24 protein-coding genes and 1 pseudogene are annotated in these 23,625 nt (G+C 68.0%); 7 read left to right on the top strand and 18 right to left on the bottom strand.

All coding sequences use genetic code 11. The features are described from left to right. Nucleotides 1–232: 232 nt before the first annotated feature. Nucleotides 233–2,398, top strand: a complete 2,166-nt coding sequence (locus F1643_RS17615) for a methyl-accepting chemotaxis protein (protein ID WP_194914524.1) — start codon at nt 233–235, stop codon at nt 2,396–2,398. 144 nt (nt 2,399–2,542) lie between these two features. Here the strand turns inward: F1643_RS17615 and F1643_RS17610 are convergent, their stop codons facing one another. Continuing rightward, on the bottom strand, nt 2,543–3,385 hold the full coding sequence (locus tag F1643_RS17610) for a fumarylacetoacetate hydrolase family protein (protein WP_194914521.1): 843 nt from the start codon (nt 3,383–3,385) through the stop codon (nt 2,543–2,545). A 192-nt stretch (nt 3,386–3,577) separates the two neighbouring features. Here F1643_RS17610 and F1643_RS17605 point away from each other — a divergent pair, with 192 nt between their 5' ends. Together F1643_RS17605 and F1643_RS17600 are read left to right on the top strand one after the other, a co-directional pair. Beyond that, entirely contained in the window at nt 3,578–4,504 is a 927-nt protein-coding gene (locus tag F1643_RS17605; protein ID WP_194914519.1) for a MurR/RpiR family transcriptional regulator, read from the top strand. A gap of 39 nt (nt 4,505–4,543) precedes the next feature. Next, nucleotides 4,544–5,155 (top strand): bifunctional 4-hydroxy-2-oxoglutarate aldolase/2-dehydro-3-deoxy-phosphogluconate aldolase, encoded by a 612-nt coding sequence (locus F1643_RS17600; RefSeq protein ID WP_370540675.1) that lies wholly within the window; start codon nt 4,544–4,546, stop codon nt 5,153–5,155. Between the two features lie 81 nt (nt 5,156–5,236). Here F1643_RS17600 and F1643_RS23745 read toward each other — a convergent pair whose 3' ends face one another. Then, entirely contained in the window at nt 5,237–5,578 is a 342-nt protein-coding gene (locus F1643_RS23745; protein ID WP_255542963.1) for a hypothetical protein, read from the bottom strand. Between the two features lie 206 nt (nt 5,579–5,784). On the opposite strand from F1643_RS23745, the gene F1643_RS23740 reads away from it, so the two are divergent. Beyond that, nucleotides 5,785–6,054: a hypothetical protein gene (locus F1643_RS23740; RefSeq protein ID WP_255542962.1), complete on the top strand. Its 270-nt coding sequence runs from the start codon at nt 5,785–5,787 to the stop codon at nt 6,052–6,054. 28 nt (nt 6,055–6,082) lie between these two features. On the opposite strand, the gene F1643_RS17590 is transcribed toward F1643_RS23740, so the two are convergent. Both F1643_RS17590 and F1643_RS17585 read right to left on the bottom strand, forming a co-directional pair. Next, entirely contained in the window at nt 6,083–6,751 is a 669-nt protein-coding gene (locus F1643_RS17590; RefSeq protein ID WP_194914517.1) for a LuxR C-terminal-related transcriptional regulator, read from the bottom strand. A 167-nt stretch (nt 6,752–6,918) separates the two neighbouring features. Beyond that, nucleotides 6,919–7,962, bottom strand: coding sequence for an OmpA family protein (locus F1643_RS17585; protein WP_194914516.1), 1,044 nt, complete (start codon nt 7,960–7,962; stop codon nt 6,919–6,921). Between the two features lie 197 nt (nt 7,963–8,159). On the opposite strand from F1643_RS17585, the gene F1643_RS17580 reads away from it, so the two are divergent. Then, a complete protein-coding gene (locus tag F1643_RS17580) occupies nt 8,160–9,260 on the top strand; it encodes an MBL fold metallo-hydrolase (RefSeq protein WP_255542961.1) in 1,101 nt (366 codons plus the stop codon). 34 nt (nt 9,261–9,294) lie between these two features. Here the strand turns inward: F1643_RS17580 and F1643_RS17575 are convergent, their stop codons facing one another. Further along, nucleotides 9,295–9,501, bottom strand: coding sequence for a hypothetical protein (locus F1643_RS17575; RefSeq protein WP_014249984.1), 207 nt, complete (start codon nt 9,499–9,501; stop codon nt 9,295–9,297). Nucleotides 9,502–9,729: 228 nt separating this feature from the next. Here F1643_RS17575 and F1643_RS17570 point away from each other — a divergent pair, with 228 nt between their 5' ends. Beyond that, nucleotides 9,730–10,008: a hypothetical protein gene (locus F1643_RS17570; RefSeq protein ID WP_194914515.1), complete on the top strand. Its 279-nt coding sequence runs from the start codon at nt 9,730–9,732 to the stop codon at nt 10,006–10,008. A gap of 83 nt (nt 10,009–10,091) precedes the next feature. Here F1643_RS17570 and F1643_RS17565 read toward each other — a convergent pair whose 3' ends face one another. The 7 genes from F1643_RS17565 to F1643_RS17535 all read right to left on the bottom strand — a co-directional run bounded on the left by F1643_RS17565 (nt 10,092) and on the right by F1643_RS17535 (nt 16,941). Further along, nucleotides 10,092–11,192 (bottom strand): branched-chain amino acid ABC transporter substrate-binding protein, encoded by a 1,101-nt coding sequence (locus tag F1643_RS17565; RefSeq protein ID WP_194914514.1) that lies wholly within the window; start codon nt 11,190–11,192, stop codon nt 10,092–10,094. A 224-nt stretch (nt 11,193–11,416) separates the two neighbouring features. Further along, a complete protein-coding gene (locus F1643_RS17560; RefSeq protein ID WP_255542960.1) occupies nt 11,417–11,722 on the bottom strand; it encodes a DUF6867 family protein in 306 nt (101 codons plus the stop codon). Between the two features lies 1 nt (nt 11,723). Next, complete coding sequence (locus F1643_RS17555) at nt 11,724–12,434, bottom strand: ABC transporter ATP-binding protein (protein WP_014189439.1); 711 nt, start codon at nt 12,432–12,434, stop codon at nt 11,724–11,726. 3 nt (nt 12,435–12,437) lie between these two features. Then, entirely contained in the window at nt 12,438–13,349 is a 912-nt protein-coding gene (locus F1643_RS17550) for an ABC transporter ATP-binding protein (RefSeq protein WP_194914513.1), read from the bottom strand. Nucleotides 13,350–13,357: 8 nt separating this feature from the next. Next, nucleotides 13,358–14,848: a high-affinity branched-chain amino acid ABC transporter permease LivM gene (gene livM / locus F1643_RS17545; protein WP_194914512.1), complete on the bottom strand. Its 1,491-nt coding sequence runs from the start codon at nt 14,846–14,848 to the stop codon at nt 13,358–13,360. 5 nt (nt 14,849–14,853) lie between these two features. After that, the gene (locus tag F1643_RS17540; protein WP_194914511.1) at nt 14,854–15,759 is read right to left on the bottom strand and encodes a branched-chain amino acid ABC transporter permease LivH; all 906 of its coding nucleotides are present in this window, start codon (nt 15,757–15,759) and stop codon (nt 14,854–14,856) included. 399 nt (nt 15,760–16,158) lie between these two features. Continuing rightward, nucleotides 16,159–16,941, bottom strand: coding sequence for a hypothetical protein (locus F1643_RS17535; RefSeq protein ID WP_255542959.1), 783 nt, complete (start codon nt 16,939–16,941; stop codon nt 16,159–16,161). A 277-nt stretch (nt 16,942–17,218) separates the two neighbouring features. On the opposite strand from F1643_RS17535, the pseudogene F1643_RS17530 reads away from it, so the two are divergent. Next, nucleotides 17,219–18,159 (top strand): annotated as a pseudogene (locus tag F1643_RS17530) (ROK family protein); the annotation flags it as partial. 9 nt (nt 18,160–18,168) lie between these two features. On the opposite strand, the gene F1643_RS17525 reads toward F1643_RS17530, so the two are convergent. The 6 genes from F1643_RS17525 to F1643_RS17505 form a co-directional block, all read right to left on the bottom strand. After that, on the bottom strand, nt 18,169–18,576 hold the full coding sequence (locus F1643_RS17525) for a hypothetical protein (protein WP_194914536.1): 408 nt from the start codon (nt 18,574–18,576) through the stop codon (nt 18,169–18,171). 133 nt (nt 18,577–18,709) lie between these two features. Then, nucleotides 18,710–19,744: a hypothetical protein gene (locus tag F1643_RS23735; RefSeq protein WP_255542958.1), complete on the bottom strand. Its 1,035-nt coding sequence runs from the start codon at nt 19,742–19,744 to the stop codon at nt 18,710–18,712. Beyond that, nucleotides 19,660–20,400, bottom strand: coding sequence for an ArnT family glycosyltransferase (locus F1643_RS23730; protein WP_370540674.1), 741 nt, complete (start codon nt 20,398–20,400; stop codon nt 19,660–19,662). The genes F1643_RS23735 and F1643_RS23730 overlap by 85 nt, the downstream gene beginning before the upstream one ends. After that, a complete protein-coding gene (locus F1643_RS17515; RefSeq protein ID WP_149222695.1) occupies nt 20,397–20,732 on the bottom strand; it encodes a lipid-A-disaccharide synthase N-terminal domain-containing protein in 336 nt (111 codons plus the stop codon). The genes F1643_RS23730 and F1643_RS17515 overlap by 4 nt, the downstream gene beginning before the upstream one ends. Nucleotides 20,733–20,781: 49 nt before the next feature. After that, a complete protein-coding gene (locus tag F1643_RS17510) occupies nt 20,782–21,543 on the bottom strand; it encodes a glycosyltransferase family 2 protein (RefSeq protein ID WP_149222694.1) in 762 nt (253 codons plus the stop codon). A 114-nt stretch (nt 21,544–21,657) separates the two neighbouring features. Continuing rightward, nucleotides 21,658–23,286 carry a DegQ family serine endoprotease gene (locus F1643_RS17505; protein WP_194914509.1) on the bottom strand — a complete coding sequence of 543 codons (1,629 nt, stop codon included), beginning with the start codon at nt 23,284–23,286 and terminating at the stop codon, nt 21,658–21,660. Nucleotides 23,287–23,625 lie beyond the last annotated feature (339 nt).

The following is a 23,625-nucleotide window of genomic DNA, read 5'->3' as shown; positions in this document are numbered from 1 at the left end:
GTCCCGCCTAACGGAAAGATCGTGGATTCTCCTTATTTATTTTTTAGCGAATTTGGCGCTTTGCTATTCACGTAACTGTCAAATTATTTCCAAATGTTCCCTTCCCGTGACATTGCCACCAGCTGTCCGACGAAGGGGGCGGACGCAACGACCAATGCGGCGAGAGCCGGAACGGCCGACCGCAGAAGAGACCAGACTGTGCCGGCGCGCGAGCGCCGGGGGGGAGGACGGGATGTCGAACGATAGTCACCGGAACAAGCCCGCGAAGGGCAATGCCTGGTATTCCGGCCTGCGTGGAAAGCTGATGATCGCCATCGGTGTCGTGCTGTCCGGCACGCTGGTGGCCGCAGCCGTGGCGCTGATCGGCTACGCCAACGTGCGCACCACCATCGACGCCATCGTCGGCGAGGCGGTGCCGGCGATGACCGAAGGCATGGGCGTGGCGCAGCAGGCCGAAAAGCTGGTCGCGCTGGCGCCGGAACTGACCTCCGCCGACAAGGCCGCCGCGCGCGAGGCGGTGTCCGCCCGCATCGCCGCGGCGAAGGAGGAGTTCAACGCGCGCCTCGACCGGCTGCGGGCCACCGGTTCCGCCGGTGCCCAGCTGGCCGCCATCGAAGACTCCTCGAAGGGGCTGCTCGGCAACCTCGTGCAGCTCGATCAGGCGGCGGCAGAACGGGTCGCGCTTGCCGCGGCGCGGGAGGCGATGCTGCCCAAGGTGATGGCGGCGGAAGCGGAAATCCAGAAATTCACCGCGCCTTGGACCTCCGTCCTGAACAACGAGGAGGAGCAGGCGCGCTCGACCCTGGCCGATCCCGACGCCGATCCCGCCATCCTGCGCGAGGCCGCGACCACCCTGAACCGGGTCATGGCCCAGAAGAAGCCGCTGGCCACGGTCACCGCCGAAGCGGCCAACGTCCGCAACATGCTGATGGAAGCGGCGAGCACCCGTGACGACCAGCGGCTTGCGATCATCGAGACCCGCGTCGGCGTGTCGCTGGCCGGTCTCACGAACGCCGCGCAGGCTCTGCCGGAACGTCTGGCCGCCGTCGCCACCAAGCAGGCGGAGCTTCTGACCGGATATTCCGTCGGCGAGGAGTCGATGGTCACCCTGCGCCAGAAGGAGCTGGCGATCGAGGGCTATTTCGCCCAGCTGCTGGAGAGCAACCACGCGCTGGCCGGCACCCTGTCCAAGGGCATCGCCACGCTGGTCGACGCCCAGAAGCAGGGCATCGCCGAGGCCAGCGGCGCCACCACCCGCATGCTGGACAACAGCCGCCTGACCCAGATCGCGGTGGCGGCCGTCAGCATCCTGGTGTCGATCCTGGTCGTCTGGCTCTATATCGGCCGCGTCGTCATCCGCCGGATGCTGTCGCTGAAGGCCGGGATGGGCCGCATCGCCGCCGGCGACCTGGATGCCGAGATCGCGCTGCATGGCCATGACGAGATCGCGGAGATGGGGGCGGCGCTGCTGGTCTTCCGCGACACCGCGCGCGAGGTGGAAACGACCCGCGCCGCGGCGGAGGCCGAACGCCAGCGAGCCGCCGGCGAACGCCGCGATGCCATGCTGTCGCTGGCCGACCAGTTCGAGAACGGCGTGAAGGTGGTGGTGGAGACGGTGTCCGCCGCCGCGACCCAGATGCACCAGACCGCCGCCGGCATGGTGGCGACCGCCGACGACACGTCCCGCCAGGCCGGCAGCGCCGCCGAGGCGGCGGAGACCGCATCGGTCAACGTCGACGGTGCGGCCTCCGCCGCCCATGAGCTGTCGCAGTCGATCAGCGAGATCGCCCGGCAGGTGACCGAATCGGCGGCGATCGCCGCCAAGGCCGCCAACGAGGCGGAGCGCACCGACGGCACGATGCGCGAGCTGAACGAGGCCGCCAGCCGGATCGGCGCCGTCCTGGACCTGATCTCCGACATCGCCGGCCAAACCAATCTGCTGGCGCTGAACGCGACGATCGAGGCCGCCCGCGCCGGGGAGGCCGGCAAGGGCTTCGCCGTGGTGGCGCAGGAGGTCAAGCAGCTGGCCAGCCAGACGGCCAAGGCCACCGACCAGATCGCCGGCCAGATCGGCGCCATGCAACAGGCGACCGGCGAGGCGGTGAACGCCATCCGCAGCATCGGCACGACCATCGGCCGGCTGAACGACATCGCCGCCAGCATCGCCGCGGCGGTGGAACAGCAGGGTGCGGCCACCTCGGAAATCGCCCGCAACGTCCAGCAGGCGGCAGGGGGCACCGCCCAGGCCTCGCAGAATATCGGTGAGGTCCGCACCGCCGCCGGACAGACCGGCCAGTCGGCGCAGGAAGTCCTGTCGGTGGCCCAGGAGGTCACGACCCAGACCAGCCACCTGCAACAGCAGATCGACCGTTTCCTGCGTCAGGTGCGGTCGGCGTGATCTTCATCTGGTAAAGCCCCTCTCCCCTTGTGGGAGAGGGGTTGGGGTGAGGGGGTCGCGCGTCGGGCCTCCTGCAAAAATCCAGCCTGTGCATCCCCCTCACCCCGTCCCTCTCCCCGGGGGGGGAGAGGGGGATCGTCCAAATCAGCCCTGGACGACCGTCTGGCGCTGGGTGCCGAGCCCCTCGATGCCCAGTTCCACCACGTCGCCGGCCTTCAGGAAGACCTGCGGCTTCCGGCCCATGCCGACGCCCGGCGGGGTGCCGGTGGAGATGATGTCACCCGGCTGCAGGCTCATGAAGCGCGACAGGTACGACACCAGATAGCGCACGCCATAGACCATGGTGGCGCTGCTGCCGTCCTGATAGCGGTGGCCGTTGACCTCCAGCCACATCTTCAGCTTCTGCGGGTCCTCGACCTCGTCACGCGTCACCAGCCAGGGGCCGGTCGGGCCGAAGCTGTCGCAGCTCTTGCCCTTGGTCCACTGCCCCTGCTTTTCGATCTGGAAGGCGCGCTCGGACACGTCGTTGACGATGCAATAGCCGGCGACATGGTCCATCGCCTCGTCTTCCGACACGTATTTGGCGGTCTTGCCGATCACGAAGGCCAGCTCGACCTCCCAGTCGGTCTTCTCCGAGCCGCGCGGCAGTTCGATCGGGTCGTTCGGACCGACGATGGCGCTGGTCGCCTTCATGAAGATGATCGGCTCGGGCGGCACCGCCATCCCCGTCTCCGCCGCGTGGTCGGAGAAGTTCAGGCCGATGCACACCATCTTGCCGACGCGGCCGACGCAGGGGCCGAGGCGCGGGGCGCCTTCCACCAGCGGCAGCGTCGCCGGGTCGATCGCCCGCAGGCGGTCCAGCCCGTCCGGCAGCAGCGCCGCACCGGCAATGTCGTCCACATGGGCGGACAGGTCGCGGATGCGTCCTTCGGCGTCGAGCATTCCCGGCTTTTCCTGGCCCGGCGGGCCGTAGCGCAGCAGTTTCATGAAAACTCTTCCCTGGTAGGAGTTCGGCGCCCGCCGATCCTGACTTGTCGGCGCGGAAAGTAAAGAGGGTGAACGAACGAAATGTAGCGTTACTTCACAGATCGGTCGACAAAGCCGCAAGTCTGTAGTAAAACTACATCAGGTTCGCAGGCCGCCGGAACGGCCGCCGCACCTCCCCTGGTGGACACCCGCATGCTGGACACGATCGCATCCTCACTCGACAGGCTCCGCCGGGCGGAAGCCGCGGTGGCGCGTACCGTGCTGGCTGCCCCCCATGCCGCCGTGCGCGCCAGTCTGGCCCAGCTCGCGGGCAAGGCCGGGGTCAGCGAACCGTCCGTCCTGCGCTTCTGCCGCACCGCCGGCTTCGGCGGCTTCCATGAATTCAAGATCGCGCTGGCCCAGCATCTGGCGGCATCCGCCGCACGGGAAGAGGCCGGCGACCGCCCGACCCCGCTGGTGCGCGACCTTTCCCCCGGCGACAGCGTCGCCAGTGCGACGGAAAAGGTGCTGAACCGTTCCATCGACGCACTGGTCCGCCTGCGCGGCCGCCTCGACACCGCGGCGCTGGAGCGCGCGGCCGGCGTGCTGGCCTGTGCGCAGCGGGTGCAGATCGTCGGCGTCGGCGCGTCCGGGACCGTGGCGCTCGACGCCCACCACAAGCTGTTCCGCCTTCTGCCTCAGGTGACCGCCAGTGCCGACGCCCATTTCCAGGCAATGGCGGCCGCGACGCTCGGCCCCGGCGATGCGTTGCTGGCGATCTCCAAGACCGGCACCAGCGACGAGATCTTCGACGTCGCGGCCATCGCGCGCGATGGTGGCGCGACGGTGATCGCCATCACCGCATCGGCCACGCCGCTCGCCGAACGCGCCGACATCCGCCTGACCGTCGATGTGGACGAAGACACCGCGGTCCACACCCCGATGGCCTCCCGCCTTGCCCAGCTGGCCCTGATCGACGCCCTGACGGTCGCCGTCGGCCTGCAGGCTCCCCCCGGCCTCGACCGCCGCCTTGCCCGCATCAAGGCCGTGCTGGCCGGGCACCACCGCGTGCCGGACCGTCCGGCCTCCGCCGCTTCTTCCCTTTCCCCGTCCCCTCAGAAGACTCCCGAGGAATCCTGATGTCCACCACCCCGACCGCTTCCGAGATCCTGGACCAGCTTGCCGCCTACGGCGTCGTGCCGGTCATCCGCAACAGCTCCGCGATCTGGCGCGCACCGCCGTCGGCTGGCTGCGCGAGGCCGGCTACGGCACCTTCGAGATCACCATGACCACCCCGGCGCCGTCGGCCTGATCGAGGAGCTGTCGGCGGAGGGCGGCGCCCTGATCGGCGCCGGCACCGTCCTGACCCCGGCGGCCGTCGCCGACGTGGTGAAGGCCGGCGCCAAGTATGTCGTGTCGCCCTGCGTGGTGCCGAAGGTGGCCGCCGCCTGCCGCGACCATGGCGTGGCCTGCCTCATGGGCGCCCTGACCCCGACCGAGGTGCATGCCGCCATCTCCGCCGGTGCCGACGCCATCAAGATCTTCCCCGCCTCCACCGTCGGCCCGGCGCACATCAAGGCGCTGAAGTCGGTCTTCCCCGGCATCCGCTTCGTCCCCACCGGCGGCATCGACGCCACCACCGTGGCCTCCTATGTCGCGGCCGGCGTGGCCTGCGTCGGGGCCGGCGGCAAGCTGGTCGACGAGGGTCTGGTCAAGAAGGGCGACCGCGAGGCCATCATGGCCGCAGGCCGCCAGTTGATGGACGCCTACCGGGCCGCCAAGGGCGCGTGACATCCGCCGGGAAAATCCTGCCGCCCGGCCGGGGCAAAGCTGCCGGGCGGCAGAATGGGCAAATTCTAAATCCCTTGATCATCAATATCTTGCGGCTGGCCTGCATCCTGCAAAGCCCTGGTCGACATCCCTTCTGGGGATGCGGAACGAGGGAGAGCACGCCATGGTCAGCCTGTCCAGCTTCACCGATGTCGGCAGCATGGCCCAGAGCCTGCAGCAGTCGATCGATGCCGCGGTCAAGCGCGTGCAGCAGCAGGCGGCCGGCAATGGCGGCGCGAACGGCGGCGGTGCGACCGGCAAGGTCCAGGAGTACGAGCAGACCGTCAACAAGTCGGCGCTGAACGCTGCGCCCTTCGCGACCGGCATCGGCACGCTGGTGAAGGACACGAGCAGGCTGAACGTCTTCAGCTCCCTGGCTTCCAACGATCCCGCCGACTTCTACAAATTCACCGTCACCAGTTCCGGCGCCCCGACGCTGGGGACGGTGGGGGATGCCGGGGTCCGGCTGCAACTGATGGACCGTGGCGGCAAGGTCATCGCCGACAGCAACAAGGATGCCGGCGCCACCTTCGACGCCTTCCAGAAGCTGAAGGTCCGGCCAACTCACGCTGGACAAGGGCGACTACACGTTGCGCATCGCCCGCGAAAAGGATGTTCCGGTCAAGGAAGCCAAGAATTACGGCGTCCAGCTGCGCATGGGCAATTACAGCAAGGACTACGACACCATCGCCAAGCAGCCGGCCAAGGGCGACAACCCCTTCGGCAACAACACCAAGCTGCAGGGCTTGGCCGCCATTCTGGGTGCCGGCAGCGCCTCCATCAACCCCGCCTCGATGATGCTGGGGGGAACCGGCGGCAGCTATGGCGGGCGCGGGTCGCTGCTGAATGCGCTGCTGTGAGGGTGCCTACCCGGCCCCGAAGCCGGTCTCAAACCAGCCGGTCGCGCCCCGATTCCTTGACCAGCAGGACCGCCTGGGTGCGGCTGCCGACGCCTAGCGCCTTCAGAACGCCGGTGACGTGGGTCTTCACCGTCGACAGGTTCAGGCCCAGCCTCTCGCCGATCTCCTGGTTCGACAGGCCCTGAGCCAGCAGATCCAGCACCTCCAGCTGTCGGCGGGTCAGCCCGTCGAACACGCTGGGCGCGCCGCCCCGTGCCGGCACCGCCCCGGCTGCCGCGGGCGCCCCCGGCATGCCCAGGACCGGCGGCACATAGGATCCGCCCGCCATCACCAGCCGCAGGATGTTGACCACCAGCACGTCGTCGGTCGATTTCGGGATGAAGGCGCGCACGCCGCGCGACAGCACCGCGCGCATCTCGTCGGGCGAGTCGATCATGGAGAAGACGGCGACGGGGACCGGCGCCACGCGCTTCACCAGCGCCTCGACATCGTCCAGCCCGCCCAGGCCGGGCATGCGCAAATCCATCACGATCAGGTCGAATGCGGTGCCGCCCTCGAGCAACGATGCGTCGAGGATGGCGTTCAACTGGCTGAAGCTGGTCGCGGCCACGACGGTGGCCTGTTCGTCCAGTTCACCCACCAGATGGGTCAAGCCGCTGCGGACGATGGAATGATCGTCGGCGATCAGAACCTGCATGTAACGTCTCGGACCGAAGATGCCTCGCGTGCAGCACCGTCATACGCTGACGCAACGGCCGGCGCTACCTCCTTCGCACGTCCGGGCACGGCAATGCCGGGAGGAACCGCAAAGAAAAGCGCGGAGGAGGTCATCCGCCCCCTCCCCCGCGTGCAGGTTCGCTGCAATCAGGAGATCTTGATGAGGATCTGGGCGCGGCGGTTCGAAGGCTCGCGCACGTTCGGACCGGTGGGAACCATCAGCTGGTTCTCGCCCACGCCTTCGATGGAGATCATGTTGGCCGGCGTGCCGCGCGCGACCAGCGCCTGGCGCACCGCCTCGGCCCGGCGGATCGAAAGCCGCTGGTTGTAGGTCGGCGAGCCCGAGGTGTCGGTGTGGCCGATCACCTGGATGCGGACGGCGCGGGCACGGCTGGACGCGTCGGCGGCATCGGCGATGATGCTTGCGGAGTTCGGCGTGATCGTCGCCTTGTCCCAATCGAAGAACACCTGATACTCGCTCTGCGGCTGGGCGGCCATCGGCGGAGCGGCGGGTGCCGGGGCGGCGACCGGCGTGACGCGCGACGGCCCGCCGAAGGTATAGCGCAGGCCGGCCAGGATGGTGTGGTTGCGATATTCGCTCTTCGAGGTCACCGGACCCAGCTCGAACTCCGGATCGACGGTGGCGAAGTAGCGGTAGTCCAGCGTCAGCGCCACAGTGTCGTTGATGGCATAGGACGCGCCGACGATGCCCTGGTAGGCGAAGACCCAGTCGCGGTCGCTGGCGCCGTTCAGCGTCTTCTTCACCCCGGCGATACCGGCACCGGCACCGATATAGGGCGTGATCGGCAGGCCGATGTTGAAGTCGTACAGCAGGTTGCCCATGAAGGCATACGAGCTCGTCTTGCCGCCCAGGCCGTTCAGGCCGGGAGTGGCGCTGCTGGTGTCGTCGACGCTGTTGCGCCAACGCCAGGCGGCCTCCAGTTCGGCGCGCAGACCCATCGCGGTGGCGTAGCCGACCGAAATGTCGCCGATGCCGCCGAGCTTGAACTCCTCCTTGAGACCCAGGCCCGGGGCCGGATAGCTGCTGAGGTCGGCATCCTCGGTCCAGTTCACGCCGGCCCCCGCGCCGACGTAGAAGCCTTCCGGCGCGGCAAAGGCGGCAGTCGGAATGGCCAGGGAAGGAACGGCGACGGCCAGTGCCGTGCCCAGCAAAATCCCACGCATCGTCATGTTCTTGTTCCCATCGTTGACGGCGTTGGCGGATCGGGACATCCCGGCCTGCGGCGAAACGCGTGACAGAACGGGCTCCGGCCCCGACAATGGAATCAGCGCGCGCGGCTTCCAATCCCGCCCACGCACGGCCGCTTTTTCTGTTGCAGATATGCCGCAACGCTCCTGCTGGCATTTCCTTCCGTGATAACAATGACTTGGACACCCACCCCAATGCCCTCTACCCCGGACGATGCGATCGACTACCCCATCTGCACCACCCGGATCCCGGCGGCTGGCAAGAGGTGGCGCCGGGCGTGTTGTGGATCCGGCTGTCCCTGCCTTTCCAACTCGACCATATCAACGCCTGGGCGCTGGACGGTGGAGCGGACGGCTGGACGCTGATAGATTGCGGGCTGGGTGACCGGCACACTCTGGCTCTGTGGGAGGAATTGCTGCGCGGCGCGCTAGGCGGCCGACCGGTGCAGCGGGTGGTCGCCACCCATTTCCATCCCGACCACATCGGCGCCGCCAACTGGCTGGTCGAGCGGACCGGTGCGGCCTTCGCCACCTCGCTGACGGAATGGCTGTTCGCCCGCATGCTATCGGCCGGCAACGATGCCGCCACCGATGCCGCGGTGGAGCGTTTCTACCGCCGTTGCGGGTTGGCGCCGGAGACGCTGGAAGCCGTGCTCGCCCGCAAGGGTGCCTACAGTCGCGGCGTCCCCGGCGTGCCGGCGACGCTGACCCGCCTGCGGGCCGGCGACAGGCTGCCGGTGGGCGACCGTCTCTGGACCGTGATCGGCGGCAGCGGCCATACGGTCGAACCGATCAGCCTCTACCGGCCGGCTGATGGCGACGACAATGGCGACGGCTTGGCCCTGGTGATCTCCGGCGATCAGATTCTGCCCCGGATCAGCCCGAACATCAGCGTCTGGCCGACCGAACCGGATGCCGATCCACTCACCGACTATCTCGCCAGCTTGAAGGATTGGGCCGCCCTGCCGGCCGACACGCTGGTTCTACCCTCGCACGGCCGCCCATTCCGTGGCCTGCACCGGCGCGCCGACGATCTGGCCCTCCATCATGCCGAACGGCTGGCGGCGATCGAATCGCTCTGCGCGTCGTCCCGGACGGCGGCGGAGGTGACGCAGGCACTGTTCCCGCGGCCGCTCGACCCGCACCAGACCGTCTTCGCCGTGGGCGAAGCCGTGGCCCACCTCAACCATCTGATCCGCAAGGGGCGACTGGAGCGTGTGTCCGGCGGCGGGAAGGGCGGGCCGGACATCGACCTTTACCGGCGGCGTGCCACCGGCTAGCCCCGACGACCCGAGGTGCTTGTCGGATAGATCGCTACTCGGTGACGATCTCGAACTGCTGGGGGTCGAGCAGGGTTGACACCGATAGGGTCTTCAGTGTCTTCGGGTCGTCGGTTCGCTTCATCTGGGCATGCTGGGTGCCCATGCCGTCCTTGCGGATGGCGACCACTTCCCAATAGCCGCCGCTGGGGGACAGCTTGCGATAAATCTGACCCTCGATCACCTCGCGCTTTCTGCGCATTGTCGTTCTCCAAAACCCATCCCATGCCGGCTGCCGTCACGGCCGCCGTGAAGGGCGCCATTGAACCACAAAACACCCCTGTCGTGGCGAGTGTCCGTTCGGTGACCGTTAATCGATGCCGCAGATGCGCTGTTGCAGTGCAGCACGTCCGGGGCACCCCCGATGACCCTTTGCCGCGGTGCGGTTTCAAGCTGGAACAACAGCCCCGGTTGTGGGTTCATAGCGGTCATGAACACAGATCTCGACGTGCTTGTCTTCGCGACCCGCCTGGTTGATGAACTGGGCGAAACCGCGATTCGAATGAGCCGCGTTCGTCTTGTCGAACTCACGGCCGCCAACCACACCCGTGCCGCCGCCTTCTGGCGGGAGGTGATGCGGACCTCCGAACGACTGCTGAACGAGCGGTCGGGTCGCCGGGTCGCATCCGGGCTCTCCTCGCCGGCGATTGCTGCGGCGCAACCGTCTGTGGCCCAGCCCGTCGCTTATGTTCCCCGACCTATTCCCTGACCCGGCGCCAAGGCGGGTCGAATTGAAAAAGGGCCGGCACAGAAGTGCCGGCCCCCTTTTCGCGGAACGCTGATGCGCTTCGCTTACTTCACTTCGGCGTACTGGCCGTTCTGCCACTTGTACCAAACATAGGCCGGGCTGGTGACGTCACCCTTCGGGTCGAACCCGATCTTGCCGATGACGGTGTTGTAGCTGCCCTTGCGCATGACTTCGGCAACCTTCGCAGCGTCGGTCGAGTTCGCCTGCTTCACCGCGTCGGCCCAGATCTGGAGCGCGGCGTAGGTGTACAGGGTGTAGCCTTCCGGCTCGTAGCCCGCCTTGCGGAACTTCTCCACGACGGCCTTGGCGTCCGGCTTCTCACGCGGATCCGGACCGAAGGTCATCATGGTGTTCTCGCCGGCGTCGCCGGTGATGGCCCAGTACTCGTTGGTCACCAGCGCGTCACCCGACACGATGATGGCCTTCAGGCCCTGGTCCTTCATCTGGCGGGCGATCAGGCCGGCCTCGGTGTGGTAGCCACCGATGTAGACGGCGTCGACATTCGCCTGCTTCAGCTTCGACACCAGGGCGGAATAGTCCTTCTCACCGGCCGTGTAGGCTTCGTAGATGGTTTCCTTCTGGCCGCCGGCGTTCAGCGCCTTCTGCGTCTCATCGGCCAGCCCCTTGCCGTAGGCCGACTTGTCGTGAAGGATGGCGACGTTCTTGCCCTTGTAGGTGTCCAGCAGATACTTGCCGGCGATCAGGCCCTGCTGGTCGTCACGGCCGCAGACGCGGAAGACGTTCTTCAGGCCCTGCTCGGTCAGCTTCGGGTTGGTCGAAGCCGGGGAGATCTGCAGCATCCCTTCCTCGGCATAGACCTGGCTGGCCGGGATCGACGAACCCGAGCAGAAGTGGCCGGCCACGAACTTCACACCGGCCTTGGCCAGCTGGTTGGCGACGGCGACAGCCTGCTTCGGATCGCAGGCGTCGTCGCCGACTTCCAGCTTCAGCTTCTGGCCCAGGACACCGCCGGCGGCGTTGATGTCCGCGACGGCCTGCTCCATGCCCTTCTTCATCTGCTCGCCGAAGGTGGCGTACTGGCCGGTGATCGGACCGGCGGTGGCCACCGCGATGTCGGCCTGGGCGGCCGTGGCGGAGAGCGCGGTCGCCGCGATCGCGGCGAGAAGGGACAGCTTGAATTTCATGGGTGTGCTTCCCTGTTCTGTGAATGGTCCCTGTTGCAACATACCCCCGGCCCTTGCGGGCCTTGCCGCCGGGTCCCCTCCGGCGGTTTCCAGATTACCATACCCCAAGTGGTGCGGTGTGCGACAGTTTCACGGGCACCAATCAGCCGTACGGTCTATTCCCAATGACTTATTCGTTGGCGGACACACCAGTCCTCTCGCGCCAGCCGAACGGCCCGGCGGTCTCATAGAGCCACGGATACTGGTTTGACCATGCGCCTTGCGATGGCGATGCGGTGGGCGGTCAGCGTGATCAGGCCGATCACCACGGTGTGGACGATGAAGCCCCACAGCGACAGCAGCTGCTCGCCGAACAGGCCCCAGGCCAGGAAGCGGTCACCCAGCCCCAGCAGAAGCGAATAGGCCAGCACGCTGGACACCGGCTTCCACCCTTCGGCAAGCGTCTGGCCGGTCAGCACGCCGCAGCCGCCGAACACCAGAACCGTCAGGAACACGAACACCGGAACGGAAGAGCCGAGGATCGTCTCCATCTCAGTGGCCCCCTTCCAGATAAGCCGCGCGAACCTCCGGGTCGGCCAGAAGCTGCGCCCCCGTCCCCGTCATCGTGATCTTCCCCGTCACCATCACATAGGCCCGGTGCGCCAGCTTCAGCGCGTGGAACGCGTTCTGCTCGACCATGAACACCGTCATCTTCTGTTCCCGGTTGATCTCCTGGATCACCTGGAAGATCTGCTTCACGATCAGCGGCGCCAGACCGAGGCTCGGCTCGTCCAGCAGCAGCAGCCGCGGCTGGCTCATCAGCGCACGGCCGATCGCCAGCATCTGCTGCTCGCCGCCCGACATCGTGCCGGCGCGCTGGTTGATGCGCTCCTTCAGCCGCGGGAACAGCGTCAGAACCCGCTCCAGCTCGCGCTCGAAGCTGCCGGGCTGGGCGACGATCGAGCCCATCTGCAGGTTCTCCAGCACCGTCATCCGCGGGAAGATGCGCCGGCCTTCCGGGCTTTGCGCGATGCCGCGCCGCACGATCTCGTGGGTGGGCAGGTCGGTGATGTCCTCGCCCTCGAAGAACACCCGGCCCTGGCGGGCGCGGGGGCTGCCGCAGATCGTCATCAGCAGCGTCGACTTGCCCGCCCCGTTGGCGCCGATCAGCGAGACGATCTCGCCGGCGCCGATCTCGATGTCGATGCCCTTCAGCGCCTCGATGGCGCCGTAGAAGGTGTGGACGCCCGATACCTTCAACATGGCTCAGGCCCCCTTCTGCGCGTTGTGCTGGCCGGCCCCGTTCTGGCCGGCGGTGGGCGGCATATGCAGGTCGGCGGCGACCTCCGGCGGCAGGGCTTCGTCCTCGTCCTCGCCCAGATAGGCGCGGATCACCGCCGGGTCGTTCTTCACATGCTCCGGATCGCCATCGGAAATCTTCCGGCCATAGTCCAGCACCACCACATGATCGGAAATGCGCATCACCACGCTCATGTCATGCTCGATCAGCAGCACGCCCGTGCGGTGACCCTGCGGGGTCTGGACGTCGCGGATGAAGGTCAGGATCTCGGCCAGCTCCGCCGACTCGCGCGGGTTCAGGCCCGCCGCCGGCTCGTCCAGGCACAGCAGCACCGGCTCCGTGCACATGGCGCGCGCGATCTCCAGGCGACGCTGGGCGCCATAGGGCAGGTTGCCGGCTTCCCAGTCGGCGAACTCGGTCAGGCGCACCCGCTCCAGCCAGTATTTCGCCAGCTCCACCGCCTCATGCTCGGCCTTGCGGTAGCTGGGAAAGCCCAGCAGGCCGCCAATGGCGAAGGTCGAGGCGCGCATCAGCTTGTTGTGCTGGGCGACGATCAGGTTCTCCAGAACGCTCATGCCGCTGAACAGCCGGATGTTCTGGAAGGTGCGCGCCACGCCGGCCAGCTGGGCGATGCGGTAGCCCGGCATCCGCTCCAGCAGGAACTCCTTGCCGGCGGGGTGGCGCAGCGTCAGCCGCCCCACCGTGGGGGTGTAGAAGCCGGTGACGCAGTTGAACAGCGTCGTCTTGCCGGCGCCGTTCGGGCCGATCAGCGCGGTGATCTCGCCCGCCCGCGCCTCGAACGACACGTCGTTGTTCGCCACCAGCCCGCCGAAGCGCATGGTCAGGTGTTCGACCGTCAGAAGCGGCTTGTCAGTCATCACGGCGCTCATTTCGCGGCTCCCGCCGGGATCGGCTTCTTGCCGCCATGCAGGAGGATGGTCGGGTCGCGGTGGGCCAGCAGGCCGCGCGGACGCCACAGCATGATCACCACCATGCCGGCGCCGAAGGCCAGCATGCGGTAGTCGGCCAGCTCGCGGAACGCTTCGGGCAGGCCGATCACCAGCAGGGTGGCGACCACCACGCCGATCTGGCTGCCCATGCCGCCCAACACCACGATGGCCAGGATGATCGCCGACTCGATGAAGGTGAAGCTCTCCGGGCTGATGAAGCCCTGGCGCGTCGCGAAGAAGGAGCCGGCGAAGCCGCCGAACATCGCCGCGATCGCAAAGGCCGCCAGCTTCATGTTGGTGCGGTTGATGCCCAAGGACGCGCAGGCGATGTCGTCCTCGCGCAGGGCCTCCCACGCCCGGCCCAGCGGCAGCTTGCGGACCCGCAGCGTGAACAGGTTCACCACCAGGGCGAGCGCCAGGATGAGGTAGTAGAGGAAGATGATGCGGTGCAGCGGCGAGAATTCCAGCCCGAACATCTCGTGGAAGGCGGCCATGCCCTCGGCCGGGCTGCGGGAGAAGTCGGCGATGCCGAAGAAGCTCGGCCGCGGAATGCCGGAGATGCCGTTGGGGCCGCCGGTGAACTGGTACCAGTTGACCAGGATGATGCGGATGATCTCGCCGAAGCCCAAGGTCACGATGGCGAAATAGTCGCCGCGCAGCCGCAGCACCGGGAAGCCCAGCAGCACGCCGGAGATGGCGGCCAGCACGCCCGCCAGCGGCAGGCAGACCCAGAAGCTGAGCCCGAAGTAATGGGCCAGCAGGGCGTAGGAATAGGCGCCCACCGCATAGAAGGCGACATAGCCGAGGTCGAGCAGGCCGGCCAAACCGACGACGATGTTCAAGCCCCAGCCCAGCATGATGTAGGTCAACAGCAGGATGCCGATGTCCAGGATCATGCGGTCGGCCAGCGGGGTGAAGGGCAGCACGACGGCGAAGGCGACGGCGACCGGGCCGATGTAGCGGCTGGCATGCTGCACCTTGGCCGCGACGCGGTCCATGCGCTTGTCGCGGTCGGCCTGGGACAGCTTGGAGCGGCCGGTGGCGACCGTCATGGCGGCGCGGATGGCGATGACGCCGCCGCCCAGCACCAGCACCAGGCGCAGCACCTGGGTCGGCATCGGCAGCAGCAGCCCGACGCCGGCGCAGACCAGCGCCAGGATCAGCACCGGCAGCGCCATGCCCTGGCGGATCAGCCCGAGCCCGAGCCGGCCGAGGAAGACCAGCAGCAGCGAGGCGACGACCTCCTCCGGCCGGGCTTCGATGCCGAGCCCGGTGGGGCGGTCGACCGTGCGCAGGCCCACCAGCGGCACGGTCAGCAGCAATGCCACGAAGGCGGCGAGGCCGGCGTCCTTGACGGTGGCGGCCCAGTCGACGCCGCGGGCAGCGCCGCCCGCGGCGGACGAGACGGTGTTGGAGTGCATGGTCATGGCGCTTACACCTTCTCGATCTCGGGCCGGCCGAGCAGGCCGGTGGGCCGGAAGATCAGGACGAGGACGAGGATGGAGAAGGTTGCGACGTCCTTCCATTCGGAGCCGACATAGCCGGACCAGAAGGCCTCGATCAGGCCGATGACCACGCCGCCGAGCATCGCGCCGGGCAGCGAGCCGACCCCGCCGAGCACGGCGGCGGTGAAGCTTTTCACGCCCGCCAGGAAGCCGATGTAGAAGTCGATGACGCCATAGATCAGCAGCACCATCATGCCGGCGACGGCGGCGAGCGCGGCGCCCATGACGAAGGTCAGCGAGATGACGCGGTCGACATTGACGCCGAGCAGCCCGGCCATCTTCTTGTCCTGCTCGCAGGCCCGCTGGGCACGGCCGAGCGAGGTGCGGTTGATCAGCATGGTGAAGCCGACCATCAGGACCAGCGTGATGACGATGGTGGCCAGCCGCACATAGCTGACCGAGACGGCGCCGTCCATCAGGGTGAGGCTGCCGGGCAGGATGGGCTGCAGCGGCTTGGAGCGGGCGCCCTGGAGGAGCTGGATGTAGTTCTGCAGGAAGATCGACATGCCGATGGCGGAGATCAGCGGCGCCAGCCGCGGCGAGGAGCGCAGCGGCCGGTAGGCGATGCGCTCGACCGTCCAGCCATAGACGCTGGTGAACAGCATGGAGGCGAGCAGCATGACCAGCAGGGCCAAAGGCACCCAGGTGATGCCGAGCGCGCCGATGGCCAGGAAGGTGATCAGCGCCACGAAGGACCCGATCATGTAAATCTCGCCATGGGCGAAGTTGATCATCCCGATGATGCCGTACACCATCGTGTAGCCGATCGCGATCAGGCCGTAAATCGCCCCAAGCGACAAGCCGTTGATCAATTGCTGGAGAAAATAGTCCATGTCCTCACCCCACCTTCAGCACGGCGCAAAGGCAGGGTGCGGCGGCACGGGCACACTCGGCACACCGGTCACGCAACAGCAGCCCCCTGTCTGGTGCAGCCCGTCCATTCACCAAACGGAATGCCGTATCATCCGGAGTTCCGTCTATCGGTCTGACGGACCATGATTTTTCCTGTTCGGAGGATGCGGTTCCGACGCGGACGGGCCGTTCGGCGAGCGCTCCCCCTGACCTTTTCGGTAGTACCAGCCTGACGGATTTTTGCAAGACAGATTTGTGCTGTTCGCATGCGTCGACCGCGACGGGCTTCGATCAGGAGGAGTGGAAAACGCAAAACGCCCCGCCGGCGGATGCCGTGCGGGGCGTTGACAATGTGCGTCCGGAAACCGGACGTTGCAGCGTCAGCGGACGGCGACGGACTGCTTGGCCGGAACGGCGGCGACCTTCTGCTTCGGCTTGGCCGGAGCGGCGGCCTTGGCCGGGGCCTTCGCCTTGGCGGCGGCCGCCTTCGGCGCGGCCGGAGCCGGCGTGGCCTGGGCGACGGCGAAGACGGGGTCCGGGCCGCTGACCACCTTCACGTCGCAGAGCGGACGGCTGGCCAGATGCATCAGGCCGGCGTTCTTCTCGTCCGCGGTCAGGGTGCGCAGGTCGTCCGGGGTCAGTTCCTTGGCGGCCACCGACCGGTCGACGAAGTTGGCGCAATATTGCGCGATGCCGATGGTGGAGGCACGGCGGCTGATCTCGTTCGCCAGCTCCGTGCGGAACATGTCGAACTGGCGGGTGGCGTTGCCGCCGCTGCCGGCACGCTTGTAGTAACTGATCAGCGACGCTTCGGAATTGGACAGCAGCGCGCGGTTCTTGATCGAGAAGTCCTGGTAGAGGTCGAACGGCTTCTTGTCCGGCACCACGGTGCGGCAGGTCAGCCCGACCACCATCATTTCGGTGTGCAGGCGCATCATCTGCTCGGCCGCATGTTCGGCCCGGTTGTAGCAGGCGGGTGCGGCCGGGGTGCTGGCCTTGGTCGGGCGCGCCTTGGCGGCGGCCGTCTTCACCGGCGGCTTCGCAGCCTCCTTGGCGGCGGCAGCGCTGGCGGGCGCGGCAGGCAGGACGAGCAGCGCGCCGAGGACGGCGGCGCCGGTCAGGGCTTTCAGGGAGAGGCGAAGGGCAGCGCGCTGGCGACTCATCAGGGGCTCCGGTGGCGCGGTACGGTAGGACGGGTTGGGGCGGGATAGGCGACCGCCCGACAGTCGGCGACCTTCTACCCGAACACCGGGGCCGGTCAATGGTATTTGCCGGCCGCTTGCGTTTTGTCCCACGACCGCGGCGGAGTCGACACGGCGAGTCGCGACCGCGACCTGTGCCTTCGACACATCTGCTTTTGGGCAGTCGCCATCGCTGGACGCCGCGGTCGCGGCGCCGCTATGGATGGGCTTCCCACCACGGTCAGACAGGTCACACAACATGGCAGCCACCGGATCAGGTTTCACGAGCGGGCACCGCATCGGCATCGATCTGGGCGGCACGAAGACGGAGGGCATCCTGCTCGACCGCCAGGGAAACCAGTTGGCCCGCCACAGGGTTCCAACGCCGAAGGGCGATTACGACGCGACGGTCGCGACGATCCGCGATCTGGTCGGAAGGCTGGAGGGAGGGCTCCCCGACAATGGCAAGGCGACCGTCGGGCTGGGCATTCCGGGCGCCATTTCCCCTGCCACGGGTGTGGTGAAGAACGCCAACTCCACATGGCTGATCGGGAAGGACTTCACCCGCGACCTCGTCCAGGCGCTCGGCCGGCCGGTGCGGATCGAGAACGACGCCAACTGTCTTGCGGTGTCGGAGGCGACCGACGGCGCCGGTGCCGGCTGCGGCGTTGTGTTCGCGGCGATCCTCGCACCGGCTGCGGCGCCGGCATCGTCGTGCATGGCCGGCCGCTCGGCGGGCGCAACGCCATCGCCGGCGAGTGGGGGCACAATCCGCTGCCCTGGCCGATGGACGCGGAACGGCCGGGCCCGGCCTGCTACTGCGGCAAGCACGGCTGCCTGGAGACCTTCGTTTCCGGGCCGGCGGTGGCGGCCGATCATCTGGCGGCGACCGGCGAGGCGTTGGATGCCGCAACGATTCTTTCACGCGCCGACATCGACCCCGGATGCGCCGCGACGGCGGACCGGCTGGTCGGGCGGCTGGCCCGCGGGCTGGCCGCGGTCGCCAACCTGCTGGACCCGGACGTGATCGTGCTGGGCGGCGGCCTGTCGAACGCCGACCTGCTGTATGACCGGCTGCCGGCGGCGATGGAGCCCTGGGCCTTTTCCGACCGGCTGGACACGCCGGTGCGCCGCGCCCGCCATGGAGATTCCAGTGGCGTGCGCGGCGCGGCCTGGCTGTGGCGGCCGGGCGAGATGCCCCGACGCGGGTTACTGAGGCTGGGCCGTCCGCGGCGTCGGCGGGGCGTCGGCGCTGCGCGGCGGCGCCATCACCCGGCGGGCGGCGGCAGGATCGACCGGCGGCGGCGTCAGCGAATGGGTGTTGGAATAGTGGCGGTTCGTCCGCTTCACGTCGGTGCCGTAGCGCGTCATGCCGGCGCGGTGCTCGCCCGCCTTGGTGGCGCCCCAATGCGACGGCGCCGGGCCGGGGAGCGGCTGGGCCTGATCCATGTTGCGCATGAATGGGCCGGTCGGCACCATCTGGTCGTACACCCAGGGCGCATAGTCCTGCTTCTGGGCATTGGCCGGCAGCGACAGCGTCGCCATCCCCAGGAGGGACACGGCAGCGACGGCAGCGGTCCTGACGGCAGCTGTGGCAGCGGAGGCAACGCGGGTCATCGAACAGGCACCTTTCATCCGGAAAAAAACGGATCCGAAGGTGCAGTCGAGCGGAAAGCGCCCACGCCGTCCAATGCGGAGGCGCGTTACCCATCCCGGCAGCCCGATCCCCAACCGGGGAACACCCCTGCCCTTATGACGCAGGCAGGCGATAGAGCGTGAGGTGCAGGCGCTTGCCCGTGTTGTAGTTGAATCCGGCCAGTTCCGCCAGCGGCAGCGGCGTTGCCGTGCCCAGGCTGTCGAGGAAGGCGGCTGCCTCCCGGTCCTCCACCAGGGCCAGACCGCAGGCGCGGTCCGACAGCAGATGCGTCGCCGCACCGGCGCCATGGACCAGCTTGGTCGGCGTGCCCAGCAGGAAGACGAGGCTCGGCTCCGAATAGCCGGCTGATGCGACGGCACTGTCGGCGCAGGGCCGGACCTGCGCCACCACACGGGCGGCCTGCCGGCTGACCCAGACGCCATCGATGCTCGGCAGCACCGCGGCGTAGGTCCCAACATAAAGCAGGGCTGCGGCACCCACGCCGGCCGCGAGGCCGATCCGCCGTTCACCCCGAAGCAGCAGATGCAGGGCAAGGGCGAATAGACCGCCCACCGCCGGCACCAGCGACACCGCGATCGGATCGATTCGCTGGCCGACCAGCCAGGGGATCACCGCGACCGCCAGGGTCAGGGCGCCGAAGCCGATGACGCCGAGCGCCACGGCGGCGACCGTCAGCCAGCGGCGCGGCCGTTCGCGGCTGCGGTCGAAATTGTCGAGCAGGGCCGCCGCGGCCAGGGCGGCGATCGCCGGGAAGACCGGCAGCGTGTAATGCAGCAGCTTGGTCGGCACCGCCTCGAACACCAGCCAGCTCGGGACGATCCAGGCGATGCAGAATCGCACGGTGTCCAGCCGGCGGCGCGCCCAGGTCCAGGGAACCGCCAGCAGGGCCAACAGCGACCAGGGAGCGAAGGTGACCCAGAAGGTGCCGAGATAATAGCCCGGCGGCAGGCCCTTGCCCTCCTGCCCGCCGGACACCTTGCCCAACATGTCGTGGCCGACGGATTCGGCGAAGAAGGCGCCCTTGCTCTTGATGGCGATGGCGATCAGCCAGGGGGCGGCGATGGCGACGACGATGCGAGCCCCGCCAGCGGCTTCAGCCGCTTCAGCCAGCCGGCCTCGCGGTCCCACAGGGCCAGAACCAGCGCCGTGCTGCCGGACACCAGCAGGACCATCGGCCCCTTGACCAGCACGCCGATGCCGGCGGCGATCCAGAATACCAGCGGCGCGGTCCAGGCGGACCGTCCGGCAGGCGCCGGATCGCGGCGGTTGAGGTATAGATGCGCCAACACCGCCTGCCCGATCACCACGGTGGCCAGCAGCACGGCGTCGGTCTTGGCCATCCGCGCCTCGACCCCCAGAACGACGCAGGAGGCCATCATCAGCCCGGCGATGAAGCCGGCCGGACCGCCGAACAGCCGCGCCGCCGTCCAGGCGCTGACGAGCACCGCCAGAATTGCGCCCAGGAAGGACGGGATGCGGTAGGTCCAGATCAGCTTTTCGCTGCCCACGGGAACGCCGCGCACCGCTTCGGCTACCGTGGTCGCGGCGGTCTGCAGCCAATAGATGCCGACCGGCTTCTTGTAGCGCGTCTCATCCTGGAAGCGGATGTCGACGAAATTGCCGCTGTCCAGCATCTGGGAGGAGGCTTGGGCAAAGCGCGCCTCGTCCCGGTCGAAGGGCGGCAGCACGGTGAAGCCCGGCAGGAACAGCGCGGCGGCGATCAGCGCCAGCAGCGCATAGGCCCAGATCGGCAGGGCGGCGCGCGGCAGGGTGGATGCGGTCACGATTTGCTCGGCACCGCATCGCCGGAGGCCAGCGACTTCTTGTGGGTCCAGACGAAGTAGACGTTGCGGGCGTAGATCACCAGACCCATTCCCTGCCCCAGCATGAAGACCGGGTCGAAGCGGTAGAAGGCATAGGCGAACAGCATCACGCCGCCGCCCAGCGAGAAATACCAGAATAGTTCCGGCACCACGCTGCGCCGCGCCTTTTCGCTGGCGATCCACTGCACGATGAAGCGCATGGTGAACATCAGCTGGGCGAAGAAGCCGATGCCGACCCAGATCAGGTCGGTCGTGCTCTGTTCGTGGAACCAGGCCGCGGCGCGCTCTAGCATCGTAGAAATCCCGTCCCGAAAGGGTCTTGTGGTCGCAAGCGAAGGTCGGTCAGAGGCGTTCGGACACGGGCGACAGCTTCGTCCGCCGCTTCAGCCAATAGACGCCCAGCAGATCGACCACGCCGATCAGCCCGCGCCGCCAGTTGTTGTATTTTGACACGCCGCGCTCGCGCGGGCGATGGTTCACCGGCACATAAGCCACCGGATGGCCGTGGGCGCGGAACAAGGCCGGCAGGAACCGGTGCATCGCCCCGAAGAAGGGGAGGTCGAGGAAGGCGTCGCGGCGGAACAGCTTCAGCCCGCAGCCGCTGTCGGTGCAGCCGTCCTGCAGGAAGGACTGGCGGACGGCGTTGGCGATCTTGGAGGCCCAGCGCTTCGACAGGGTGTCCTGCCGTTTCTTGCGCAGGCCGCCGACCAGCACCGGGGCGCCGGCATCCCCCGTCGACACCAGGGCGAAGAGCGCCGGTATGTCGGCCGGGTCGTTCTGCCCGTCGCCGTCGAGGGTGACGACGAACTCCCCGCGCGCTGCCTTGACGCCGCTGCGCACCGCGGCGCTCTGACCGGAGCGGCGGACATGGCGCAGCACCCGCAGCCGGCCGGCCTCGACCGCCGGGGCAAGCCGCACCTGGGTGTCGTCGTCGGACTGGTCGTCGACGAAGATGATCTCGAAGCCACCGACCGGCGCCAGCGCCCGCTCGATCTCTTCGAGCAGCGGCAGCACGTTGTCGGCCTCGTTGAAGACGGGGACAACGACCGACAGCCGCACCGGCTGGCCGCTCTCCGGATAAATGCTCACGGTTTGCCATCCCATTCGCCAAACGGGCCGCAAATTACTCTCGCGGCGCGGCGAACGGTAGCGGAAAAGGATGAGACCGGAGCGGGGCAGATCCCCGCACCGGTCCTATCAGCCGGGATTTGGTCCGGATTACCCCTTGTTGCCGTCCAGCGGAAGCGGGACATAGCGCAGGTCGCCGCCGCGGCTGACCAGCATCAGCAAGGTTTTGCGTCCCTGTTCCTTGGCCTTGGCGATGCGGCTTTCCAGGTCGGCGGGGGTCGACACCGGCTCCTGCCCGGCTTCGACGATGACGTCGCCAAGGTCGAGCCCGCGTTGCGAGGCGACGCTGTCGCCCTCCACCTCCGTCACCACCACTCCGGCGACGTCCTCGCCGATGGAGAAGGTCTCGCGCAGGCCGGGTGTCAGCGGGGCGAGCTTGAGGCCGAGCGCCGATTTGCTCTCCTCCGGCTGGGCGGAGCGGGGGGCGCCGCTCGACCCGGACATCGCCAGCTGCTGCGGCTCGTTGCGCAGTTCGCCGAGCGTCACCTGCACCGATTCCTGCTTGCCGCCGCGCAGCACGCTCAACGGCACGTCGCGGCCGATCTCGGTCGAGGCGACGAGGCGCGGCAGTTCGCGCATCTGCTCCAACGGCTTGCCGTCGAAGGCGGTGATGACGTCACCCTGACGCAGGCCGGCGGTGGCGGCCGGGCTGTCGGGCGAAACGCTGGTGACCAGCGCGCCGCCGGTGCCGTCCATGCCCAGGCTTTCGGCGATGTCCGGCGTCACCCGCTGGACCTGGACGCCCAGCCAGCCGCGCCGCACCTTGCCGCCGTCCTTCAGCTGATCGATGATCGGCTTGGCCAGTGAGGACGGGATGGCGAAGCCGATACCCACCGATCCGCCGGTGGGCGAATAGATGGCGGTGTTGATGCCGATCACCGCGCCGCCGGCATCATAGAGCGGGCCGCCGGAATTGCCGCGGTTGATGGCGGCGTCGGTCTGCAGATACTCGTCGTAGGGGCCCTGCTGGATATCGCGGGCGCGGGCCGACAGGATGCCCGCGGTCACAGACCCGCCGAGCCCGAACGGGTTGCCGATGGCGACCACCCAGTCGCCGACCTCCACCGTCTCGCTGTCGCCCCAATGGGCGGCGGCCAGCGGCTTGTCGCTTTCGACCTTCAAGAGCGCCAGATCGGTCGGCGCATCGGACCCCACCAGCTTGGCGGGCAGCCGGGTGCCGTCATGCAGGGTGACGGAAATCTCCGCCGCATCGGCGACGACATGGCTGTTGGTGACGATCAGGCCGGAAGGATCGATGATGAAGCCGGAACCGAGCGCCATGCTGGGCAAGCCGCCCGGCCCACCCCCAGGCCCACCCCCAGGCCCACCGTTGGGTCCGCTTTCGGGCGTGCCGTTGGGCTGGCCGCCGCGCTGGCGGTTGCGGAACTCGCGGAAGAACTCCTCCAGCGGCGAGCCGGGAGGCACGTCCATCCCCTCAGGCAGTCGGCCGCCGCCGGACGCCTGCGGCGCCTGGGTGCTGGAAATGTTGACCACGGTGTCGACCTGCGTCCGGGCGAGGTCGCGGAAGGATGGCGGCGCGTAGGTCCGGCTGGCGTTGGGTGCAGCATTGACCGTGTTTGCGGCGGGCGCCTCCTGCGCGGCGGCGGGACCCGCGGGAAGCGCCGGCGACAGGACGGCACCGGCCAGCAGCGCGCACAGCGCCACAGCCGGAAGGTGGCGGGAGGTGTGGGGCGAGCGCGGAAGGGACGCATGCGGCATGAACGGTCTCCGCAAAATCGGTGGGGCAAAACAGTTGGAGCCAACGGCCACCGCCCGCCGAGCCGACAAGTCCCGGTGACGGTCGGAACGTCCCGTTCAGGGAAATTCCTGAAGTCAAAACACGCCACCCCCCGTCCGGGGTCCATCGCACTTTTCAAAAGACGCCACCACCGGCGGTTTCCGGTACGCGCTTTTCATCCGTCAACGGATTTTAAAAGCTCCGCCGTCCACCAATCGTCGTGCCCCGTTGTGACACCGGACACAAAATCACGATTCCTTGCAAAGTTATGCTGGCATTTTTGAGAAGAGTTTCCGATATTCATCCATACCGAAAACATC

It is taken from the genome of Azospirillum sp. INR13 (assembly GCF_015390205.1).
Classification (GTDB): Bacteria; Pseudomonadota; Alphaproteobacteria; order Azospirillales; family Azospirillaceae; genus Azospirillum.
The sequence above is the reverse complement of the archived record's forward strand: the minus strand, read 5'-3'. Positions and strand labels throughout refer to the sequence as shown.

What these genes read in the sequence shown, in the direction of transcription:
- F1643_RS17535 (WP_255542959.1), bottom strand. Translation starts at nt 16,941, where the DNA reads ATGAGTCGCCAGCGCGCTGCCCTTCGCCTCTCCCTGAAAGCCCTGACC.
- F1643_RS17505 (WP_194914509.1), bottom strand. Translation starts at nt 23,286, where the DNA reads ATGCCGCATGCGTCCCTTCCGCGCTCGCCCCACACCTCCCGCCACCTT.
- F1643_RS17550 (WP_194914513.1), bottom strand. Translation starts at nt 13,349, where the DNA reads ATGACTGACAAGCCGCTTCTGACGGTCGAACACCTGACCATGCGCTTC.
- F1643_RS17610 (WP_194914521.1), bottom strand. Translation starts at nt 3,385, where the DNA reads ATGAAACTGCTGCGCTACGGCCCGCCGGGCCAGGAAAAGCCGGGAATG.
- F1643_RS17555 (WP_014189439.1), bottom strand. Translation starts at nt 12,434, where the DNA reads ATGTTGAAGGTATCGGGCGTCCACACCTTCTACGGCGCCATCGAGGCG.
- F1643_RS17540 (WP_194914511.1), bottom strand. Translation starts at nt 15,759, where the DNA reads ATGGACTATTTTCTCCAGCAATTGATCAACGGCTTGTCGCTTGGGGCG.
- F1643_RS17575 (WP_014249984.1), bottom strand. Translation starts at nt 9,501, where the DNA reads ATGCGCAGAAAGCGCGAGGTGATCGAGGGTCAGATTTATCGCAAGCTG.
- F1643_RS17585 (WP_194914516.1), bottom strand. Translation starts at nt 7,962, where the DNA reads ATGACGATGCGTGGGATTTTGCTGGGCACGGCACTGGCCGTCGCCGTT.
- F1643_RS17570 (WP_194914515.1), top strand. Translation starts at nt 9,730, where the DNA reads ATGAACACAGATCTCGACGTGCTTGTCTTCGCGACCCGCCTGGTTGAT.
- F1643_RS17590 (WP_194914517.1), bottom strand. Translation starts at nt 6,751, where the DNA reads ATGCAGGTTCTGATCGCCGACGATCATTCCATCGTCCGCAGCGGCTTG.
- F1643_RS17560 (WP_255542960.1), bottom strand. Translation starts at nt 11,722, where the DNA reads ATGGAGACGATCCTCGGCTCTTCCGTTCCGGTGTTCGTGTTCCTGACG.
- F1643_RS17615 (WP_194914524.1), top strand. Translation starts at nt 233, where the DNA reads ATGTCGAACGATAGTCACCGGAACAAGCCCGCGAAGGGCAATGCCTGG.
- F1643_RS17525 (WP_194914536.1), bottom strand. Translation starts at nt 18,576, where the DNA reads ATGACCCGCGTTGCCTCCGCTGCCACAGCTGCCGTCAGGACCGCTGCC.
- F1643_RS17605 (WP_194914519.1), top strand. Translation starts at nt 3,578, where the DNA reads ATGCTGGACACGATCGCATCCTCACTCGACAGGCTCCGCCGGGCGGAA.
- livM (WP_194914512.1), bottom strand. Translation starts at nt 14,848, where the DNA reads ATGACCATGCACTCCAACACCGTCTCGTCCGCCGCGGGCGGCGCTGCC.
- F1643_RS17515 (WP_149222695.1), bottom strand. Translation starts at nt 20,732, where the DNA reads ATGCTAGAGCGCGCCGCGGCCTGGTTCCACGAACAGAGCACGACCGAC.
- F1643_RS17565 (WP_194914514.1), bottom strand. Translation starts at nt 11,192, where the DNA reads ATGAAATTCAAGCTGTCCCTTCTCGCCGCGATCGCGGCGACCGCGCTC.
- F1643_RS17510 (WP_149222694.1), bottom strand. Translation starts at nt 21,543, where the DNA reads ATGGGATGGCAAACCGTGAGCATTTATCCGGAGAGCGGCCAGCCGGTG.